We start from the raw sequence: 21,911 nt of genomic DNA, 5'->3' as shown, positions 1-21,911 counted from the left end.
ATGCTGTTCAATTCCTACGAATTCATCCTGGCCTTCCTGCCGCTCTCGCTGATCGGCTTTTATGGACTGAGCCGGCTTGGCGTCACCGCCGCAAAGCTGTTCCTGGCGCTGGCTTCGCTGTTCTTTTACGCCCACTGGAACATCAGTTACCTGCCCATCTTGTTGGGCTCCATCGCCTTCAACTGGACAGCCTCGACGGCCATCCTCGCCCGGGCTGGAAAGCCGAAAGCCCGCCGGCTGCTGTACGCGGCGGTGGCGGTCAACCTTGGGGCGCTGGCTTTTTACAAGTACTGGGATTTCCTGGCCGGTCTGACGGCCGGCGACCTGGCGGCCCACGCCACCGTCGCCGCCATTCCCCTGGGCATCTCGTTCTTCACCTTCACCCAGATCGCCTTTCTAGCCGATGCCGCGCGCGGCGAGGTCAGTGACCATACACCTCTCAATTATCTGCTGTTCGTCACGGTCTTTCCCCATCTGATCGCCGGCCCGATCCTGCATCACCGGGACATGATGCCGCAATTCGCCCGCCCCGAGACTTATCGCGCCGATCCGCAACGAATGGCCCAGGGTCTAACCCTGTTCGCCCTGGGTCTCGGCAAGAAGGTCCTGCTGGCTGATTCGGTGGTGGCCTATGCGGACCCCGTCTTTGCCGCCGCCAATCCCACCCTGGTCGAAGCATGGTGCGGCGCATTGGCTTATACCTTGCAGATTTACTTCGACTTCTCCGGCTATTCGGACATGGCGGTGGGACTTGGCCTGTTGTTCGGCATCCGCCTGCCCATCAATTTCGCCTCACCCTACCGGGCCAGCTCGATCATCGAGTTCTGGCGGCGGTGGCATATCAGCCTGTCCCTCTTCCTGCGCGATTACCTGTATGTGCCGCTGGGCGGCAACCGGCGAGGACCGGCGCGGCGGTGGGTCAACCTGATGGCCACCATGGTGCTGGGTGGGCTCTGGCACGGCGCCAACCTGACCTTCGTGGCGTGGGGAGCGCTGCACGGGCTGGCCCTGATCGTCAATCACGGCTGGCGAAGCCTGCGCAAGGGTGTTCCCGGCCGGCTGGAGCGAACCGCCGGCCACGCATTGACCCTGGTCACCGTGATGGTGGCCTGGGTGTTCTTCCGGGCCGACAATCTGCCCGGCGCCCTGAACGTCTTGCGTGGCCTGTCCGGCCTGAACGGGGTGGTACTGCCGTCCACCTATGCCGGATATCCGGTCGTGGGCGCGCTGGCGGAACTGGGAATCCGGTTCGACGCGCCGTCGGCCTTTGCCTTCCAGGGTATCTCCGAACTTCTGGTTCTGGGCGCGCTATTGGCCCTGGCCGTAGCGGCGCCGAACACCCAGGCCATCGTTCTCGACGAACCCACAGATCCGGGCCCGCGTCTGAATTTTTCCCCCAATCGCTGGTGGGCCGCGGCAACGGCGGTCATATTAGCGGCGGGAATGATCGGCCTGTCGTCGCAATCGCCGTTCCTGTATTTCCAGTTCTAGGATCGCCACCATGACCTCGGATATCGCAAACGTCATCGAAGGCTTTGACCGGGACGCGGCGGTCGCGGCGGCCGACGGCCTGCTGCGGGAACTGTTCCCCATCTGCCGTTCCATAACCGGTGACGGCGTGCGTCAAACCCTGCGCAGACTGGCGGAAACGACGCCCCTGGACATTCACGAGGTCCCCTCCGGCACCCAGGTGTTCGATTGGCAGGTTCCCGACGAATGGAATATCCGCGACGCCTATATCGCGGATTCGGGCGGGCGGCGGATTATCGATTTCCGCCGTTCGAACCTGCACGTGGTCAGCTACAGCGAACCGATCGACCGCGAGATGGATTTTCCGGAACTTCGCGAGCACCTGCACACGCTGCCGGCCATGCCCGACGCCATCCCCTACCGCACCCGCTACTACAGCCGTGGTTGGGGCTTCTGCCTCAGCCAGAACCAGTGCGACGCCATGGATCCTGCGGAGCGTTACCGGGTGGTGATCGACTCGACCCTGGCGCCGGGAAGCCTGAGCTACGGCGAGCGGCGGCTTTCCGGCCATGACGGCGACGGTGGCGAATACCTCATCTCGACCTATTGCTGCCATCCCTCGCTGGCCAACGACAACCTGAGCGGCGTGGTGCTCTGGACCCTGCTGCTCCGGGCTCTGGAGGGGCGCCGGTTGCGCCACTCCTATCGTTTCATCGTCATTCCCGAAACCATCGGGGCCATAACCTATCTGGCGCGCAACGCCGATGCCTGTCTCGGAATATCGGGTGGTTACGTTCTGACCTGCGTCGCGGGCCCCGGTCCGTTTGCGTACAAGCGCAGTTTTACCTCCCTGACCGGCGGGCAATCCATGGTGGACCGCGCCGCGCTGCTCAGCCTGCGCGAGCGCAATCTGGAATTCATCGACCATCCCTTTGACATTAATGGTAGCGACGAGCGGCAGTACTCCCAGCCCCATTGGCGTATTCCGGTGGGAAGCATCTGCAAGGACAAGTACTACGACTATCACGAATATCACACATCAGCAGACAATCTCGATTTCGTTTCGGCTGAATCCCTTGCCGATACTCTTGAGATTTACTTGTCGGTGATAGAAAAATTGGAATTGAACTGCGCCTATCGTTCGCTCATGCCGTATTGTGAGCCCATGCTGGGGCGCCGCAACATGTACCCCAGCACAGGAGGAGCGATGCATCAGGGGGCCGCCGCCGGCAGCCACACCGGCCTGCAAGCCGTCAGGATGCGCCCCGAGCTGGAAAGCATCCTTTGGACAATGCAGGCCGCCGATGGCTCGACAGACCTGATGGCACTGGCCGAACGGACCGGTTTTGCCGTGCGCCAACTGGCGGCAACGGCTGAAAGGCTGGTCGAGCACGGGTTGCTTGAACGGATTGGGGGGCGTTGACCCCAGCCATACCGACCGTTTTTCTCACTACTTTTGCCTCGATATGCTATATGTCTCGCCGTGTTTCCCAACGCCATCGCGTGGGGTCTGTTTGTTCGCCAATCGGGCAGCGATATTGGACAGATTCGATCCGGTTGCCATCGCCCGGACCCGCAATATTTGGACCGAAGACTCATGATCACGGAAAGACTTGCACGCCTCACCGGCCATGCGGGGTCGCGTTTTCATTCGGATATGGAAGACAACGCGGCGGAATTGGCCGAGGCCATCGGTGGCAAGCGGATTTTGGTCATTGGGGCGGCGGGCTCCATCGGCAGCGCTTTCGTGCGCCAGTTGGTCCGCTTCAAGCCCCGTGGACTGCACCTCGTCGATATCAACGAAAACAATCTGGTCGAGGTCGTGCGCGACCTGCGCTCGTCGCTGCTGCCGGTACCGGACGATTTCGTCACAACCAGCATCGATTTCGCTTCGCTGGAATTCCAGCGCTATGCCGAGGCCGCGGGATCGTTTGACGCCTTCCTTAACTTCTCTGCCCTGAAGCATGTCCGTGCCGAACGCGACGTCTTCAGCCTGATGCGAATGGTCGATGTCAACGTCCGTGCCCTGCACCATTATCTGCGCTCGCCGGCCGGGCGTCGGTTGGGCCGTGCATTTTCGGTCTCCACCGACAAATCGGTCTGCCCGGCCAACCTGATGGGCGCCACCAAGAACCTGATGGAACAGGTACTGTTCGCCAGCGACAGCACCGTGCCTGCCACCACCGCCCGCTTCGCCAATGTGGCGTTTTCGGCTGGAAGCCTGCTGGAAGGGTTTGAGCGGCGGCTGGAGAAGAGACAACCCCTCTCTGCCCCCGCTGACGTGCGCCGCTATTTCATGACCCACGAGGAAGCCGGGCAATTATGCCTGCTGGCCGGTTTCCTCGCCGACGACCACGAAGTGTTCTGCCCCAAGGTCGATGCCGGACTGGATGTGCTGCGGTTCGACGAAATCGCCGTGATGCTGCTGGAATCACGCGGCCTCAAGCCCCTTCTCTGCGCTTCCGAGGACGAAGCCAGACGCACCGTCCCCACCAGCACACATTGGCCGTGCTGGTTCGCGCCGTCGGATACGACCGGCGAAAAACCGCAGGAGGAGTTTTTCCGGGACGGCGACGTGGTCGATTACCGCCGCTTCACCTCCATCGCCGCGGCACGGGAAGCGGTGGCTGATCCGGCCGCACTGGATGCCTTCCTCACCGAATTCCAGCGCCTGCGGTCTCTCACCACCTGGTCCAAGGCCGATCTCGCCGCCGCCATTACCGCAGCCGTTCCCGATCTCCTCCACGTGGAGCGGCACCGCAATCTCGATCAGAAGATGTAGTCGATGATTCCGCTTTGCACGCCCAGTCTTGATGGCAATGAAGCGCGGTATCTGCAGGAATGCATCAGCACGACCTTCGTGTCATCGGTCGGCCCCTTCGTCGATCGACTGGAAGCCATGGTCTCCACCGCCACCGGAGCGTGCGGCGCCGTCGCCACCTCCTCTGGCACCACCGGATTGCATGTGGCCCTGACCGCCATCGGGGTGGGACCGGGCGATCTTGTGATCATGCCCACCTACACCTTCATCGCCAGCGCCAATGCCATTTCCCATTGCGGCGCCCAGCCCTGGCTTATGGATATTACCGCCAACAGCTGGACCCTCGACCCGGCTCTGCTGGAGCGGGAACTGGCGAGCGCCACCCGCCGCGATGGCGGGCGCCTGATCCATACCGCCAGCGGCCGCCGCGTCGCCGCCATCCTGCCGGTCTACACTCTGGGCCAACCCGCCGACATGGACACCATCTGCGCCATTGCGCGGGTCTATGACCTCAAGGTTGTGGCGGATGCCGCCGCAGCGCTTGGCGCCACCTACAAGGATCGTCCACTGGCCCAATGCGGCGCAGACCTTTCGGTGATCTCTTTCAATGGCAACAAGACGGTGACGGCCGGCGGCGGCGGTGCGGTGATCGGCAACGACAGCGATCTGGTCAAGCGGGTTCGCCATCTCACCACCACCGCCCGCATCGGCGGCGACTATCTGCACGATCAGGTCGGCTTCAATTACCGTCTGACCAATATCAACGCCGCCGTAGGCTGCGCGCAACTGGAACGACTCGATGATCTGGTCGCAGCCAAGCGCCGCATTCGCAGCCGTTACAATGGCGCGTTGGGCAGCCTGCCCGGCGTGAGCCCGTTTCCCCGCCCCGACTGGAGCAATGGTGCCGACTGGTTCTCCGGCATCGTCCTGGCGCCGCCCGCCCTGACGACCGATCAGGCGCGCGAGCGCATACGGGCCGCCGGCATCGAGGCACGCCCGTTCTGGCGCCCCATGCACCATCAGCCGCCCTACGAGCATTGCCTCGCCACCGCCATGCCGGTCAGCGACGACATCTGGCCCAGGGTGCTTACGTTGCCCTGCTCCACTCATTTGAGCGAGGCGGATCAAGACAGAGTGATCGCCGCTGTGCAGGAAATTTTGTCATGAACAGTGCCAGACGCCGCATCTGTGCCGTCACCGGCTCACGTGCGGATTACGGCCTGTTGCGGCCGCTGCTCCGCCTGATCGCCGCCGACCCCGGCTGCGAACTCCGGGTGATCGCCACCGGCATGCACCTTGCGCCTCAATTCGGCCACACCGTGGCAGCCATCCACGCCGACGGCTTCTCACCGGTCGAGGTGGAGTGCCTGTTGACCTCGGAAACCCGCCTTTCGGCGGCCAAATCCACCGGCCTGGCCACCATGGGCCTAGCCCAAGTGTTCGCTGATATTTCTCCCGACCTGGTGGTCGTGCTTGGCGACCGATTCGAAATCCTGGCGGCCGCCCAGGCCGCCATGCTGTTGGGGTTGCCTCTCGCCCACATCCATGGCGGCGAGGTGACCGAGGGCGCCATGGATGAATCGATCCGCCACGCCATCACCAAGATGGCGCATCTACACTTTGTCGCCGCCGCCGAGTACGGCCGCCGGGTGATCCAGATGGGTGAGGACCCCCGGCGGGTATTCCAGGTCGGCGCCCCAGGTCTGGACAACCTAGCCGAAGCGGCTAAAACGGACCGCAGCGCCCTGGAGTCGCGTCTTGGACTGACGCTGACCGATCCGGTGATCGTGGTCACCTACCATCCGGTAACCCTGCGCCAGGGCGACGAGATCACCGCCGTCAACGAGATGCTTGCCGCCCTCGAGGATTTTCCCGAGGCTCAGGTCGTCGTCACCGGCGTCAACGCCGACCCTGGCCACGACGCGATCGCTCGTCGACTGTCCGAATGGGTGGCCGCCCATGCCGGCAGAGCCAGTCTGCATGCCTCGCTGGGCTCGGCCTACCTGCCGTTGCTAGGCATTGCGGCGGTCATGGTTGGCAATTCGTCGAGTGGCCTGATCGAGGCTCCGGCGATCCACCTGCCTACCGTCAATATAGGAGATCGCCAGAAAGGCCGCCTGCGGGCCGCATCGGTAATCGATTGCGCAGAGAGCCGCGATACCATCACCGCAGCGATCGCCAAGGCGCTGTCCCCCGAATTTCGCCAAAGCTTCGTGGGCATGCCCCCCCCCTATGGCTTCGGTGGCGGCGTGGCCGATCGTATCCTCGCCGTGCTCCGTGACTTCGATCTCGGCTTGCTCCGGTGCAAACCCTTCCATGATTTGGCCGGAGGAACGTCATGACCACACGGGTGATCGCCGAAGCCGGAGTCAACCACAATGGAGACCCCGAGTTGGCCCTGCGCTTGGTCGATGCAGCGGCCGAGGCGGGCGCCGACGTGATCAAGTTCCAGACCTTCACTCCCTCCGAACTGGTCACCACCGATGCCCCCAAGGCGCGCTACCAGCGGATCAACACTGGCAGCGACGGCAGCCAGTTGGAAATGCTGGAGCGGCTTAAGCTGGATCATCCAACCCATCACCTGCTGCTTGCCCGTTGCCGTGAACGTGGTGTGGCCTTCCTGTCCACACCCTTCGACCGCCCCAGTCTGGATTTTCTAGTTGGCGAACTTGGCCTTACCACTTTGAAGGCGCCATCGGGCGAACTGACCAACTCGCCGCTGCTGCTCCACATGGCGCGCTCGGGCGCCGATATCATCCTGTCCACCGGCATGGCCAACCTGGCTGAGGTCGAAGAGGCGCTCGGCGTGTTGGCGTTCGGCTATCTGGGCGGAACCAAACCTGGGCGGAGCGCCTTCGCCGAGGCCCTTGCCAGTTCCGAGGGGCGCGACGTTCTCGCCGCAAAGGTGAGCCTGCTCCACTGCACCACCGAATATCCGACCCCGCCGGCCGATGTGAACCTGCGCGCCATGGCAACCTTGCGCGACACTTTTGGTTTGCCGGTGGGCCTTTCCGACCACACCGAGGGCTGGGCGGTAGCATTGGCCGCCGTCGCCTTGGGCGCCGCCGTGATCGAGAAGCACCTGACACTCGACCGCACCCTGCCCGGCCCCGACCATAGGGCTTCAGCCGAACCTGCCGAGCTTGCCGCCATGATCGTCGGCATCCGTGTCGTCGAGCAATCCCTGGGGCACGGCCACAAGGAGGCGGCTCCGTCTGAACGGGCCAACATGGCCATTGCCCGCAAGTCGCTGGTCGCCGTGGCCCCCATCGCGGCCGGAGAAGTGTTCAGTGAAGCCAATCTGGGCGCCAAGCGCCCCGGAACCGGACTTTCACCTACTCTTTACTGGGACATGCTGGGCAAGGTCGCGACACGGGATTTCTCCCCCGGCCAGTTGATTTGAACTTAGATTTGGTTCCCGCAAGCCATAAGGATTTGGAGCTAGGCAATGGATGAAGTGGCGGAGAAATCTTGCGGAGATCCCGAGGAACCTGAGGTCATCCTGATTACCAAGGCCGACAAGTTCAGCGAACTCGCCACGGCCATCGCCCGTACGGTTTTTAACGGAAGGGTACGGTCGATCGCCACCAGCCGGTTGGAACCTTTCCCCAAAGCGCTTCAAAACACCCGTCCGCGAGTGCTGCTGTCTTTCCTCTCGCCTTGGATTCTGCCCAAACCCCTGATCGAAGCGGCGGACTACGCGATCAATTGGCACCCGGCGTCACGCGACTATCCCGGCATTGGTTGCTATAATTTCGCACTGTACGAAGAAGTTCCCGAATACGGCGCGATCTGCCATTTCATGGCGGAAAAGGTTGATACGGGCCCGATCATTGAAGAAAGACGGTTCCCGGTTTTCCCGTCCGATAGCGTCGAAACCCTGAAGCTTCGGACGATGGTCACGATGCTCTCCATGTTTCATGACACCGTATGCCGCCTCGCCTCGGGATGGGTCCCGAAGCCGGGTGGACTGTCGTGGTCACGCCGTCCGTTTACCCGACGGGAATTGAACGAATTAACGGTTATCCGCCCGGACATGAATGAGAACGAGGTAAGGCGCCGGATTCGTGCGACCACCTATCCCGGTTATCCGGGCCCAACCATCGAAATCGGCGGGAGCGTTTTCACCTATCCGGTTCCCGACCACCCCCCACTGGCCTGACCGGCGCCTTCGCCCGCGAACGCCAGGTGCCACCCAGGCAACCGAGGAACATACATCGTGGAAGGTTGGAAGAAGACATTTATAGCACCGACCAGCACCGTCGCTGACGTCATTCGCGTGATCGATTCCAGCGGTGTGCAGTTCTGCATGGTCGTTGATGCCAACGACAGGCTGCTGGGCACGGTCACCGATGGAGATATCCGCCGCGGCCTGCTGCGCAATGCCAATTTGGATGCGCCGGTCAGTGCCGTCATGCAGACCAAGCCCCGGACCGCCAGCGTCACCGAGACGCCTGAGAACATGCGGGCCCAACTGGAGGCCAGTCTGCTCAATCACCTGCCCATCGTCGATCCCCATGGGCGGGTGGTGGGCTTGGTCCTGGCCCGCGAGCTACGCACGAAGCAGCCCGAATACCCAAATCCGGTAGTCCTGATGGCGGGCGGACTGGGCAACCGCCTTCGCCCACTGACCGAGGAGACCCCGAAGCCGCTGCTGCGGGTGGGTAACAAGCCGCTTCTGGAAACCATCCTGGAGCGCTTCATCCGCAACGGCTTTCGCAACTTTTTCATCTCGGTCAACTACAAGGCCGAGATGATCAAAGAGCATTTCGGCAATGGTTCACGCTGGGGCTGTCGTATCGACTACCTGGAAGAGGATCGCCGCCTTGGCACTGCCGGCGCACTGACCTTACTTCCGGAAGGCCTTGACGTGCCGTTGATCGTCATGAACGGTGACGTCCTGACCAAAACAAACTTCGCCAGCCTACTGGATTTTCACGCCGAGCAGCGTGCGGATGCCACTATCTGCGTGCGGGAATACGACATCCAGGTGCCATTCGGTGTCGTTAATGCAGAAGGCCACCGCATGACCGGTATCGTTGAGAAGCCAACCCACAGCTTCCTGGTCAATGCCGGCATCTACGTGATTGGCCCGAAGGTACTGCCGTTGCTGACAAAGGGCCAGGGCGCTGATATGCCGGATTTCCTGAACCGCCTGTCTGAATCAGGCAAGGAAGTTGCCGTTTTTCCGCTACGGGAATATTGGATTGATATTGGGCGCATGGACGATCTGGTACGCGCCAATGGCGACTTCACTACCATTTTCGAGGATTAAGTATGTTCGTTCGCCGCCTAGTCGTCTTGAACGAGCTTTCGCTCCTTCCCGTCGTGCTGATGGCTTGGCGCCGCGTTCCTTTCACCCTTCTTACCATCGAAGCGATCTTTCCGCCGCTCCGTATCATACTGGTCCGGCTTGGAGCCTGGCTGGAGCGTCTGGACGTTCACGTGCCGCTGGAAGAAGCAATGCCCATCATGCGGCGCTATGCCGGTGCGGTGCATTACGTCCATCTTCATTTCGACTTCCGGAAGCTTGAGGACTGGGTGGACCGGGTGCTGGGCGGAAGCGAGGCCGAGCAGCCCCTGGGGGACTACGGCCTAGCCGCTCGGCTGGCCAGTTGGAACCACCTGATCCGCTCCATCGCCATCCTTGGTATGGCCGACTTGGCTCTGCGCGAATATCCGGATGACGACATGGTGCTCCTGGGAGCCGACAACGATTTGAGTCGTATCGCGGCCATCGCCTATGGCGAAGACCTGGCTGTCCGCTTGGCGCCCAAACGGTTTCCGAGGATTATCTGCAACACATTGACGGTCTTTCTGGCCCTGGTCGTGGGTGCCGGCTGGTTATTATTTCGGGTGCGGCTCGGTGCCATCGCGGTGAAATCCTGGCGGGTCGCATGTAACATCTGGGTCCAGCATCAGTTGGCCTTCTACCGCCGGGTACTGGATGATCCCGCCGATCTTTACGTCGCCCTGCCAGAGGGTGAGAGCCCCGCCGCCATCCTACCGCTGATCGAGACCAGCCATCTGGGTGGCTATAATGAGGCACGCTTGTCGCCTGAAGGCGCGCTTGACCTAATTTGGTTGATGGCCAGGGGTACCATTCAACTGGCAACCTCCATATTCCATCTGCAGCCGTCACATTTCTGGCGCATCGCCATGCTGCCCTTCAAGCGGGTGAAGGTGCGGGCTTTTCTCCTCAATCATAAATTCGATGTCTTCTATGGACATAATGAATATTCCGAGGAGCATATCATCCGAACCCAAGAATTGCGCAGTGCCGGAGTAAAGGCGATGGGGCAGATTCATGGCATCCCCTGCTGCCAAGTCATCAGTCCCTTTTTCCGTCATATCGACCTGGATGTCTGCTACGTAACCTCGGAACATCCTTTCCTGGGGACGTACCAGGCTCACTGGGGCGCGAATCTCACGCTGCGGCCGATTTCCTCGGCGGGCCTAACCCGCGAGCGCCAGGCCCGTCTGGACAACCCCCGCAGGCCGGATATCGTCATCTTCCTGAACTCGGCTCCATACGAACAGGAAATGATCGATTTCATCACGAATCTGGCGAACCACTTTGGCGAACGTCGCGTTCTGGTCAAGATCAAGGGTAACCCGACCTTTCACCACGCCTGCGGCAAGATCTTTCAAGCCACGCGAGGACTTGCGAACGTTCACTACACGGACGCCGATTCATACGATCTGCTGGTGGAAAACAGCTACGCCTTCTCCGATTTCTCCACCATTGCCATCGAGGGCATCCAATTGGGAGCATTCACATTCGCCATCGACCCCGGCACCAGTGTCTGGCACCTCAGTTATCGCGAGTTTCCCGATTTCTGCGTGAGCGATGCGCAGCAAGCCATCCACCGCATAGCGGACCTGGAGGCTGGACGATGGACCTATCCCCGTGCCGTCTACGACACGCTGATGGGTCTGGTGGGTGAACTCCGCGAGGACGTGGTCCGCGCCGATATAGGGCTGCCACCCTGGCAGGTGCCATGATGATCGGCAAGCGCTCGGTTCTGGCCGTGATCGTAGCTCGTGGCGGCTCCAAGGGCCTGCCCCGTAAGAATATTCTCGATGTGGCCGGCCGGCCGATGATCGCCTGGAGCATCGCCGCCGCCCAAGCCAGCCGTTACCTTGATCGCACTATCTTGTCTACCGACGACGAGGCGATCATCGCAACCGCCCAGGCATGGAATTGTGAAGTGCCGTTCATACGTCCGGCAGAACTAGCAACCGAAGAGGCTAGCATCATCGATGTCCTGATCCACGCCATGGATGCCCTGGAACAGGCCTACGAATACGTGGTGTTGCTCCAAGCGACGTCGCCACTACGACTAGGACAGGATATCGATGACTGCCTTGAGGCATGCGAGCGGGCCGGCGCGCCTGCCTGCCTCACCATCTCGCCCACCAAACCGCCGGAATGGATGGTGCATGTGGGCGAAGACGGCCGCATGCAACGCGTGGTCGAGCCCGAGGGGGCTGCCAACCGCCGCCAGTTACTGGACGCCACGTATGCATTCAATGGCGCGGTCTACGTCGCGCGGACCGAATGGTTCCGGCGGGAGCGAACTTTCTTCACTTCGGAAACCCAGGCCCATATTATGCCCTCCGACCGTTCGGTAGACGTCGATACGCAAGCCGACTACCTGCTGGCCAAAGCCCTGATGGGCCTGCGCCACACCACAGTCATCAACCAAGGATCGCGTCCATGAGTTCCATCCTCAAAGGCAACTTCACTCCCGCCAAGAACGTCAGCATCGAACAGGAAAAGCAGCCCAACGACCTGGAATCGCAGTTCGAGCGCGAGGCGCTCAAACGCCTGGGCGGCTCCATCGTCTTCGTTTCCAAGAAAAAAGTCGCCTGGGACCTGAAGGACTGATCCGTTCATGACCGAAGCCCGCATGGAGGGCGGTGAACTGCTGATGCAGATGATGCCGCGGATGAACGATTTCACCTTGGACCGCTATGGCGATCTGATCTTGGAAAACGCCCGGCGCAATCAGGCGGTACTGGATCGCGGCACCTCGCTGTCCACCCTGCGCGATCTGCCGCTGGGTGAGGGAGACAGTGCCATCATCATCGCCGCCGGCCCCTCCATACGCCGCCATGACCCCATCAGGCTGATCAAGGAAAGCGGCTACGAAGGCACCATCATCGCCACGGAAAGCGCGCTCTATTACTGCCTGCGCAACGGCGTCGTGCCCCATCTGACAGTTACCCTCGATCCACACGCTACCCGGATCGTGCGCTGGTTCGGCGACCCGACGCTGCATGCTGACAAGGTGGATGCCGATGATTATTACCGCCGCCAGGAGATGGACACCGCCTATGCCGACGAAATGCGCGCCAACGAGGAAATTCTCGACCTGCTAAGTCGGCACGGCCGCAACATCCACATCGCCATGGCGACTTCGGCCTCCGAGGCCGTGGTCAACCGAGTGCTCGATGTTGGCATGCCGATCCACTGGTGGAATCCCATGCTGGACGACCCGGACCAAGCCGACAGCCAAACCCGCAGCCTCTACCGCATGAACCGCATGCCGTGCCTGAACGCCGGCGGCAATGTCGGTTCGGCTGCTTGGATGCTGGCGCATGCCGTACTCGGCAAGGCTCATGTCGCGCTTACCGGCATGGACTTTTCCTATTACGACGACACGCCCTATACCAGCACGCAATACTATCACGAGGCGGTGGACCTGGTCGGCGAAGAGAACCTGGAAAAAATCTTCGTCCGCATCTTCAACCCTCATATCGGGGCTTGGTTTTACACCGACCCTGCCTATTTCTGGTATCGACAGGCATTCTTGGAGATGGCCGTCGATGCCGATTGCCGAACCTATAACTGCACCCAGGGAGGCATCCTGTTCGGTGACCATATTAATTTTGAGCCGCTGGCCGACTTCCTGTCCACCTGCGGCCCGATTTCCAGATAAGGCCCCCTGATCATGGCAAAAGTACTGTTTATCAACCCTGTCGTGCGCGAAGAGGACGTCCCACGTCACGTCCCCTACGGAATCGCGCTGCTTGCCGCCATTGCCATGGACAAGGGTCATCTGGTTCAGGTTTACGACGCCAATGCCTGGCGGCTGGGCGAGGACACCTTGCGCGAGGTGCTGGCCGCAGACGACTGGCAGGTGGTCGCGCTGGGCGGCATGACCACCACCTACGGCTCGATCAAATCCATTGTCAGCGTGGCGCGCGAGGTATGTCCCGCGGCCGTGATCGTCCTGGGCGGCGGCATTCTGACCTCGCTGCCCAAGGACATGATGGGATTCCTGCCCGAGGTGGATGTGGGCGTCATCGGCGAGGCCTTCGAGACCTTCCCCGACATCCTGTCCATGGTCGATGAGGGCCGGCGTGACTGGTCCAGCATTCCCGGCACCATTTCACGTACCGCCGACGGCAAACTGGCCATGGCGCCACAGCGGGGATTGATCCACGACCTGGATTCCCTGCCCTATCCGGCCTGGGACCTGTTCCCCCTCGAAGAGGTTTATTTCAAGAATTCCGAGATGGTGTTCTCGGCCGAGGGCATGATGGCCAAGCGCCGCCTGGACATCAACGCCAGCTACGGCTGCTCGCTAGTGTGCCGGTACTGCTATCATCTGGGTATCGCCGGCGACATGCGCTACGAGACCGCCGCCGACGGCAGCGTCGAGGTGGCCTTCGACAAGCCCGGCACCTATACCCGCACCATCCGCTACCACAGCCCTGAATACATCGTGAAGATGGCCCGCCACATGCGGGACAAGTACGACCTGGACTACATCTTATTCCTCGACGAGAACCTGATGACCATGGACCAGTATTCCGGGCGCACCTGGCTCAAGGAAATCTGCCGGCTGTGGCACGAAAACGGCTTGGCCCCGGAATATCAGCGCGACGTCGAGGGCAACGTGGTGAGCTGGACCGGCGTTCATTGGTCGGGCACTAGCCACGCCACCTTGTGTACCCCGGAAATCCTCAAAATCATGCGCCAAGCGGGCTGCGCCCATCTGGTCTACGGCTACGAATCCTTCGCCCCCCACGTGCTCAAGACCGTGGGCAAGGGTTCGACTCCCAAAACCAACATCCGCAGCTTCTTCTGGACCCTCGAGGCGGGTATCCGCCCGGTGCCCAACCAGATCATCGGGTTCCCCGCTGAGGATTTCGAGTCCATCCGCGCCAACATGCGCGCCTGGGACGATCTCGGAATGCTGGTCAAGCCCCACTTCGCCACGCCCTATCCAGGCAGCGAATGGTTCACCGTCTATCGTGCGTCCATCGAGCGCCAGTACGGCGGCGATCTCGAGGCTTTCATTCTGGACCTGGGCGATGCCAGCAAGATTTCCGCCGTCATCAGCCATAATTTCAACGCCGTTGAACTGATCGGCCTGCGCGAACTGATGCTGGCTCGCGACACCCGCAAGCTGGACGAGTACGAAGCCCTGTGGCGGCGGGTCCACAACATCCCGGACGGAAGCCCCTCGACCCTCTATATCGAAGACAAGGCCGCGGAATAGATGACGCTTTCGCCCGTCCTGGTCACCGGCGGCGCCGGCTATATCGGCAGCCATGTGGTTCTGGCCCTGGTCGACGCCGGCTGGCCGGTGGTGGTGGTGGACAACCTGTCCACCGGCCGGCGAGACTCGGTGCCGGACGGGGTGCCGCTGGTGGAAGGCGACGCGGGCGACGGGGACCTGGTGCGCTCGGTACTGAAGGAGCATGGCTGCGTCGCCGTCCTGCATTTCGCCGGCTCCATCGTGGTGCCGGAATCGGTCACCGACCCGCTGAAGTACTATCACAACAACACCGTGGTCAGCCGCAGCCTGATCGAGTCCTGTCTGGCGGCAGGCGTCCACACCCTGATCTTCTCGTCCACCGCCGCCGTCTACGGCATGCCGGCCAGCCTGCCGGCCACCGAGGACATGACGCCCGCCCCCATCAATCCCTACGGCACCTCCAAGCTGATGACCGAGTGGATGCTGCGCGACGTGGCCGCCGCCACGCCGCTGCGCTATGCCGCCCTGCGCTACTTCAACGTGGCGGGCGCCGACCCCCGGGGCCGCACCGGCCAGTGTACGCCCGAAGCCACCCACCTGATCAAGGTGGCCTGCGAGGCCGCCCTGGGCCGCCGGCCGGGCATGGCCTTGTTCGGCGACGATTACCCCACCATCGACGGTACCTGCGTGCGCGACTACATCCACGTCTCCGACCTGGCCGACGCCCATGTGGCGGCGCTGCGCTATCTGTTGGCCGAGCGGAGCAATCTGGTGGCCAATGTGGGCTACGGCCGCGGTTTTTCCGTCCGCCAGGTGATCTCCGCGGTGGAGAAGGCCGCCCAATGCACCCTGCCGGTCACCGTGGCCCCGCGCCGCGCCGGCGATTCCGCCGAGCTGGTGGCCGATTCCTCCCGCCTGCGCCATACCCTGGGCTGGACGCCGCGGCTGGACGATCTCGACACCATCGTCGCCACCGCCCTGGCCTGGGAGCGCCGTCTGCTGGCCGCCGCGAAGGGCTGAGGCATGGGGCGGCTGATCGACCTCACCCTTCCCTACGATTCGCGCCTGCCCGCCTGGCCGGGCGAGCCCAAGCCCACCGTCCGCCGCATCGCCAGCATCAAGGACGGCGACGCCGCCAACGTCACCCATCTGTCGGCAGCCATGCATTTCGGCACCCATGTGGACGCGCCGGTCCATTTCATCGAGGGCGCGGCCGGCGTCGAGACACTGGACCTGGACGTGCTGATCGGTCCGGCCTGGGTGGCGGAGCTGGACCAGCACCGCGCCATCACCGCCGCCGACTTGGAGGCGGCGGGCATTCCCGCCGGCACCCGGCGCCTGCTGCTGCGCACGCCCAATTCCGCCCTGTGGACCGATCCCGGCCACCCCTTCCACCAGGATTTCGTCGCCCTGGCTCCGGATGCCGCCCGATGGCTGGTCGAGGCCGGGGTGCGGCTGGTGGGGGTCGATTACCTGTCGGTCGAGCCCTTCGACGCGCCCCCCGGCAACCCCACCCACACCATCCTGTTGGCCGCCGGGATCATCCCGCTGGAAGGCCTGGACCTGCGCCAGGCGTCGCCGGGGGCCGGCACCCTGATCTGCCTGCCGCTGAAATTGCCAGGCGCCGATGGCGCTCCGGCCCGCGTCGTGCTAATGCAGGACTGAATTCGGCAATCGTCCCAGCCTGAGGTTTCGATGAAGGTCGTCGCCATGATTCCGGCCCGCATGGGCTCGTCGCGTTTTCCCGGCAAGCCGCTGGCGCCCATCCTGGGCCGCCCCATGCTGGAACACGTCTACCGCCGCACCGCGCTTTGCCCCGAACTGGCCGAGACCTACGTCGCCACCTGCGACGAGGAAATCAGAAGCGCGGTGGAAGGCTTCGGCGGCAAGGCCATCATGACCGCCGACACCCATGAGCGTGCCTCCGACCGCATCGCCGAGGCCGCCGCCGGCATTGACGCCGACATCATCGTCATGGTCCAGGGCGACGAGCCCATGACCCATCCCGGAATGATCTCGGAATCCCTGGTCCCGTTCCGCAACGAGCCGGGCACCGAATGCGTCAACCTGATGAAGCGCATCGACACCGAGGCCGATTTCAACAACCGCGACACCATCAAGGTGGTGGTCGACCTGGCCGGCTTCGCGCTCTATATGTCGCGCGAGCCCATCCCCACCCGCGAGCGCCTGCGCTTCGGGGAATTCGCCGCCTACAAGCAGGTGTGCATCATTCCCTTCACCCGCGACGGCCTCATGCGCTACACCCGTCTGGCGCCGACGCCGCTTGAAATCGCCGAATCCATCGACATGATGCGGCTGATCGAGCACGGACACCGGGTCCGCATGGTGGAAACCGCCCACTCCACCCAGGCGGTGGACCGCCCGGAAGAGCTGGAGCGGGTGGGCGAGATGCTGCGGGGCGACCCCCTGCTGGCCCGCTATTCCTGAAGGAAGGGGACAAGGGTCCATGGCCAAGTGGAAGATTCTGATTTCGGCGCCCTACATGCTGCCGGTGATCGATTCGTTCGCCGGAACGTTTGCCGCCCATGACGCCGAATACGTCAAGGCCGAGGTGCTGGAGCGCCTGGAAGAGGCCGACCTGTTGAAGGTCATCGCCGATTTCGACGGCATCATCTGCGGCGACGACCGCTTTACCGCCAAGGTAATGGACGCGGCGCCACGCCTGAAGGTCATCACCAAATGGGGCACCGGCATCGATTCCATCGATTCCGAGGCCGCCGCGCAGCGCGGCATCAAGGTCTGCCGCACCCCCGACGCCTTCACCGAGCCGGTGGCCGACACCGTGCTGGGCTACATCCTGTGCTTCGCCCGCAATCTGGTCAGCATGGACCGCGCCATGAAGGCCGGGGTGTGGAAGAAGATCCCCGGCCAGGCGCTGAACGAATCCACCATCGGCGTGATCGGCGTCGGCGCCACCGGCTCGGGCGTGCTGCGCCGCGCCCAGCCGTTCGGGGCGCGTCTGCTCGGCACCGACATCCGCGAGATCCATCCCGGCCACGTCAAGGCGCTGGGCGTCGAAATGGTGTCGCTGGACACCCTGCTGGCCGAATCCGATTTCGTCTCGGTCAATTGCGACCTCAACTCCACCTCCCACCACCTGATGAGCACCGCCCAGTTCCGCCGCATGAAGAACAGCGCGGTGATGATCAACGCGGCGCGCGGGCCCATCGTCGACGAGAAGGCCCTGGTCGCCGCCCTGCAATCGGGTGAGATCGCCGGTGCCGCCATGGACGTGTTCGAGGACGAGCCGCTGCCCGAGAACAGCCCGCTGCTGGCCATGGACAACGTGCTGATCGCGCCCCACAACAGCAATTCCAGCCCCAAGGCCTGGGGCCGCATCCACGAGAACAGCCTGAAGGAGCTGTTCCTGGGTCTGGCGGAGGCCGAGGCGCGCGGCTGACGCGAACCGGACCCGCCCATGGAAACCCCGGCCCCCATCGTCGAAACCTCCGTCATCGTCCGCGCCTTCAACGAGGAAAAGCACCTTCCCGCCCTGTTCGAGGCGCTGGCGGCCCAGCGCTATCGGGATTTCGAGGTGCTGCTGGTGGATTCCGGCTCGCTCGACCGCTCGCGCGAGATCGCCGCCGAGCACGGCGCACGGGTGATCCGCATTTCCAGTCACGACTTCACCTTCGGCTATTCCCTGAACGTGGGCATCCGGGCCGCCCTGGGCCGCTTCATGGCCATCGTCTCGGCCCATACGGTGCCCGCCGATCCCGACTGGATGGAACGCCTGGTCGCCCCCTTGCGCCAGGACGACGTCGCCATGTCCTACGGTCGGCAATTGGGGGTGGAATCCTCCAAGTTCAGCGAGGTCGAGGATTTCCTGCGCACCTTCGGCACCGAGCGCCTGGACTTGAAGCCGCCGCGCTTCTTCGCCAACAACGCCAATTCCGCCATCCGCAAGGATCTGTGGCGGGACTATCCCTTCGACGAACTGCTGACCGGCCTGGAAGACATCGACTGGGCCAAGCACTGGATGGAGCGCGGCAAGCGGGTCATCTACGAACCCGAGGCCGCGCTCTACCACATTCACGAGGAAACCTGGCGTCAGGTACGGCGGCGCTATTACCGCGAGGCGGTGGCGGCGCGGCGCATCGGCATCCGCCGCCGCGCCGACGTGCCGGGTGAGATGGGCCGGGAGATCCTGTGGACCGCCCTGGATTTCGCCAAGGCCGTGTTGCCCGGCAGCAATCCTTGCGCCCGGCGCCTGGGCCTGGGGGGGCGGCTGGCGGAAATCGCCCTGTTCCGGGCCAACAAGCTGTACGGTACCATGCGTGGGCTACTGGAAGCCCATCCCCTGGAGACCGCCGAGGAAAGAGAGGACATCCTGTTCGATCGCCACTCCACGGCGGTGGTGGTCCACGGCCCCGGCCGCGCCACCCTGGAAGACGTCGCCATCCCCGAGGTCAAGCCCGGCGACGCCCTGATCCGCGTCGCCCACGTGGCCGTCTGCGCCACCGACCTGGAAATCCTCAACGGCACACTCGGCTACTTCAAGAACGGACTGGCCCATTATCCCATCGTGCCGGGACACGAATTCTCGGGCCGCATCGCCGCCATCGGCCAGAACGTCGCCCATCTGGCCGAGAATGACCCGGTGGTGGTCGAATGCATCCAAAGCTGCGGCATCTGCCCCGAATGCCTGGCCGGCAATTTTATCGGCTGCGCCGAGCGTACCGAGGTCGGCGTGTTCCGCCGCGATGGCGCCTATGCCCATTTCGTGGTGGTGCCGGCCCGCTTCGTCCACAAGCTGGAACCCGGTACCGACCTGGCCGCCGCCGCCCTGGCCGAGCCGCTGGCCGTGGTGCTGAAAGGTCTGCGCCGCCTGGCGGGCGTCGCCCGCCTGGACGACGCCGCCCGCCGCCCGCGCTGCGGCGTGGTGGGCGCCGGCCCCATCGGCCATATCTGCGCCCGCGTCCTGGCGGCGCGCGGCCTGGACGTCACCGTGTTCGACCGCGCCCCCGAGCGTCTGGCCTTCTTCGCCGGAAGCGGCATCGCCACCAGCGCCGATCTGGCCGGGCTGGCGGAGTGCGGCGCCATCGTCGAAGCGACCGGCAGCCCCGAGGCGCTGGACACCACCTTGCACCGCAGCCCGGCCGGGGCGGCCATCCTGCTGCTGGGCCTGCCCTACGGCCAGCGCAGCTTTTCGTTCGAGGCCATCGCCGCCTACGACAAAGTAGTGGTCGGTTCGGTGGGCAGCACGGCCGCAGATTTCGACGAGGCCATCCGCCTGCTTCCCACCCTGGACTTCTCGCGCCTGGGCGAGAACCGCATGCCGCTCGACCAGTTCGCCGCCGCCTGGACCGCCAGCAAGCGGCCCGGCGTGCTGAAGGTCATCCTGGACGTGGACGCCTGATGCGCAAGACCATCGCCCAATGCCTGACCGTCCTCGGCCGCGAATCGTGGCCGGGGCTGGTCTGGCTGGGGATGCTGGCCCTGTCGTCCTCGCTGCTGGAAGGCCTCAGCCTGGGAATCCTGTTTCCCTTCATCGAGGTGGTAGGCAATCCCAACGCCCTGGACCGCTATCCCGCCCTGCGCGAGCGGATGGTCGGGCTGGGCCTGGACGTGGTCCACCACCCGATCCAGGTTGCCGTGGCCCTGGTGATGGCGGTGTTCGTCTTCAAGAACGCAGTGCTGCTCTACGCCACCTGGTACCGCGCCCGCTTCGTCAGGCACCATCAGGTCGCGCTGTCGGAACGGCTAATGCGCCGGTACATGAATGCCCCCTATGACTTCCACCTGCGGCGCAACTCCTCGGAATTGGTGGTGGCCATCAATTCGTCGGTGTCGTCGGCGCTGAACAATGTGCTGTTCTCGTTCGTCGATATCGTGACCGAGGCCCTGGCGGTGGCGGCGATCCTGACCACGCTGCTGCTGGCCAATGCCGTGGTGACGGTCAGCGCCGCCGCCTTCCTCGGCCTGTGCGTCGGCGCCTTCTACGTCCTGTTCTCCCGCCGGATGCGCGGCTGGAGCCGGCAGCAAGACAAGGCATTCAACGCCACGCTTCTCGCCCTCAACGAGGGGCTGGGCGCCGTCAAGGAGATCCGTGTCCTGGGACGGACCGAGACGTTCACCCAGGCGGTACGCACCCCCCTGGCCGAACTGGCCGAAATCAACGGCCAAGCCAAGTTCCTCCAGGCTCTGCCGCGCCATTTCATGGAAATCGTCATGGTGCTGGGCATGGTGATGGCCATCCTGGTGCTGGTGCGGCAGGGCAAGCCGGTCCAGGAGATGATGGCCACCCTGGGCCTGTTCGCCGCAGCGGGCTTTCGCATGATTCCCTCGGCGAACCGCCTGCTGATGGCCAGCGGCAATATCCATCTGGGCGCCGTGCCGGTGGACAACGTCGCCACCGACCTTGGCCTCCTGCCCGAACCGCCGCCGCCCGGACCACGGCCGGAACCGATTCCGTTCGAGCGGCAATTGCGGCTGGATGATCTGTGCTTCGCCTATGAAGGCCGCGATACGGCGGCGCTGGCCCATGCCTCGCTGACCGTCGCCAAAGGCGAATCCATCGGCATCGTCGGCCGGTCGGGCGCCGGCAAGAGCACGCTGGTCGATGTGGTGCTGGGCGTCCTGCGGCCGCAAACGGGCCGCATCCTGGTGGACGACGCGGATGTCACGGACGCCATCGGCGGCTGGCAGCGGCGCATCGGTTATGTGCCGCAGCAGATCTTCATCACCGACGCCTCCATTCGCCGCAACATCGCCTTCGGCCTTCCCGACGACCAGATCGACGAGGAAAGGATTTCCTACGCCCTGGACGCCGCCCATCTGAGCGCCATGGTGGAATCCCTGCCCGAGGGTATGCACACCAGACTGGGCGAGGGCGGCGTGCGCCTGTCGGGCGGCCAGCGCCAGCGCATCGGCATCGCCCGCGCCCTGTACCACGATCCCGACGTGCTGGTGATGGACGAAGCCACTTCGGCGCTGGACACCGAGACGGAACACGAGATCACCCGCACCGTCGCCGAGTTGCATGGCGCCAAGACCTTCATCGTCATCGCCCATCGCCTGTCCACGGTGCGCCATTGCGACCGCATCGTGCTGATGGATCAGGGACGCATCGTCGATTCCGGCCCCTTCGACGAATTGCAGGCCCGCAACGCCGATTTCGCCGCCCTGGTGCGGCGTGGCGACCTCTCGCTGGTTCCCGGCTGAAT

Annotated in this window: 19 protein-coding genes; all 19 read left to right on the top strand. The window is 63.6% G+C overall.

Annotated elements, in window-relative coordinates:
• The 19 genes from WV31_RS13385 (at nt 1) to WV31_RS13300 (ending at nt 21,909) form a co-directional block, all read left to right on the top strand.
• The gene (locus WV31_RS13385; protein ID WP_085374034.1) at nt 1-1,491 is read left to right on the top strand and encodes an MBOAT family O-acyltransferase; all 1,491 of its coding nucleotides are present in this window, start codon (nt 1-3) and stop codon (nt 1,489-1,491) included.
• Between the two features lie 10 nt (nt 1,492-1,501).
• On the top strand, nt 1,502-2,893 hold the full coding sequence (locus WV31_RS13380) for a DUF4910 domain-containing protein (RefSeq protein ID WP_085374033.1): 1,392 nt from the start codon (nt 1,502-1,504) through the stop codon (nt 2,891-2,893).
• A gap of 174 nt (nt 2,894-3,067) precedes the next feature.
• Nucleotides 3,068-4,252, top strand: a complete 1,185-nt coding sequence (locus WV31_RS13375; RefSeq protein WP_085374032.1) for a polysaccharide biosynthesis protein — start codon at nt 3,068-3,070, stop codon at nt 4,250-4,252.
• A 3-nt stretch (nt 4,253-4,255) separates the two neighbouring features.
• Complete coding sequence (locus WV31_RS13370) at nt 4,256-5,398, top strand: aminotransferase class I/II-fold pyridoxal phosphate-dependent enzyme (protein ID WP_085374031.1); 1,143 nt, start codon at nt 4,256-4,258, stop codon at nt 5,396-5,398.
• Nucleotides 5,395-6,573, top strand: a complete 1,179-nt coding sequence (gene neuC, locus WV31_RS13365) for a UDP-N-acetylglucosamine 2-epimerase (RefSeq protein ID WP_085374030.1) — start codon at nt 5,395-5,397, stop codon at nt 6,571-6,573. Before WV31_RS13370 ends, neuC begins: the two co-directional genes overlap by 4 nt.
• A complete protein-coding gene (gene neuB, locus WV31_RS13360; protein WP_085374029.1) occupies nt 6,570-7,634 on the top strand; it encodes an N-acetylneuraminate synthase in 1,065 nt (354 codons plus the stop codon). Before neuC ends, neuB begins: the two co-directional genes overlap by 4 nt.
• 45 nt (nt 7,635-7,679) lie before the next feature.
• Nucleotides 7,680-8,393, top strand: a complete 714-nt coding sequence (locus tag WV31_RS13355) for a formyltransferase family protein (protein WP_085374028.1) — start codon at nt 7,680-7,682, stop codon at nt 8,391-8,393.
• Nucleotides 8,394-8,450: 57 nt separating this feature from the next.
• Nucleotides 8,451-9,506 (top strand): nucleotidyltransferase family protein, encoded by a 1,056-nt coding sequence (locus WV31_RS13350; protein ID WP_085374027.1) that lies wholly within the window; start codon nt 8,451-8,453, stop codon nt 9,504-9,506.
• A gap of 2 nt (nt 9,507-9,508) precedes the next feature.
• Nucleotides 9,509-11,236: a hypothetical protein gene (locus tag WV31_RS13345; RefSeq protein WP_085374026.1), complete on the top strand. Its 1,728-nt coding sequence runs from the start codon at nt 9,509-9,511 to the stop codon at nt 11,234-11,236.
• Complete coding sequence (locus WV31_RS13340) at nt 11,233-11,955, top strand: acylneuraminate cytidylyltransferase family protein (protein WP_237051291.1); 723 nt, start codon at nt 11,233-11,235, stop codon at nt 11,953-11,955. The genes WV31_RS13345 and WV31_RS13340 overlap by 4 nt, the downstream gene beginning before the upstream one ends.
• Entirely contained in the window at nt 11,952-12,122 is a 171-nt protein-coding gene (locus WV31_RS22170; RefSeq protein ID WP_168185944.1) for a hypothetical protein, read from the top strand. Before WV31_RS13340 ends, WV31_RS22170 begins: the two co-directional genes overlap by 4 nt.
• Before the next feature lie 7 nt (nt 12,123-12,129).
• Entirely contained in the window at nt 12,130-13,176 is a 1,047-nt protein-coding gene (locus tag WV31_RS13335) for a 6-hydroxymethylpterin diphosphokinase MptE-like protein (RefSeq protein WP_085374025.1), read from the top strand.
• Between the two features lie 12 nt (nt 13,177-13,188).
• The gene (locus tag WV31_RS13330) at nt 13,189-14,745 is read left to right on the top strand and encodes a B12-binding domain-containing radical SAM protein (protein WP_085374024.1); all 1,557 of its coding nucleotides are present in this window, start codon (nt 13,189-13,191) and stop codon (nt 14,743-14,745) included.
• Entirely contained in the window at nt 14,746-15,744 is a 999-nt protein-coding gene (gene galE, locus WV31_RS13325) for a UDP-glucose 4-epimerase GalE (RefSeq protein ID WP_085374023.1), read from the top strand. It begins immediately after the preceding gene.
• A gap of 3 nt (nt 15,745-15,747) precedes the next feature.
• The gene (locus tag WV31_RS13320) at nt 15,748-16,389 is read left to right on the top strand and encodes a cyclase family protein (protein WP_085374022.1); all 642 of its coding nucleotides are present in this window, start codon (nt 15,748-15,750) and stop codon (nt 16,387-16,389) included.
• Between the two features lie 30 nt (nt 16,390-16,419).
• On the top strand, nt 16,420-17,172 hold the full coding sequence (locus WV31_RS13315; protein ID WP_085374021.1) for a 3-deoxy-manno-octulosonate cytidylyltransferase: 753 nt from the start codon (nt 16,420-16,422) through the stop codon (nt 17,170-17,172).
• Between the two features lie 19 nt (nt 17,173-17,191).
• Nucleotides 17,192-18,145: a phosphoglycerate dehydrogenase gene (locus WV31_RS13310; protein WP_085374020.1), complete on the top strand. Its 954-nt coding sequence runs from the start codon at nt 17,192-17,194 to the stop codon at nt 18,143-18,145.
• An 18-nt stretch (nt 18,146-18,163) separates the two neighbouring features.
• On the top strand, nt 18,164-20,104 hold the full coding sequence (locus WV31_RS13305; RefSeq protein WP_085374019.1) for an alcohol dehydrogenase catalytic domain-containing protein: 1,941 nt from the start codon (nt 18,164-18,166) through the stop codon (nt 20,102-20,104).
• Entirely contained in the window at nt 20,104-21,909 is a 1,806-nt protein-coding gene (locus WV31_RS13300) for an ABC transporter ATP-binding protein (RefSeq protein WP_085374018.1), read from the top strand. The genes WV31_RS13305 and WV31_RS13300 overlap by 1 nt, the downstream gene beginning before the upstream one ends.
• The last annotated feature ends 2 nt before the right edge of the window (nt 21,910-21,911 follow it).

This window comes from Magnetospirillum sp. ME-1, assembly GCF_002105535.1.
Lineage (GTDB): Bacteria > Pseudomonadota > Alphaproteobacteria > Rhodospirillales > Magnetospirillaceae > Phaeospirillum.
Note: the sequence above shows the minus strand (reverse complement) of the source record. Positions and strands in the feature narration are given on the sequence as shown.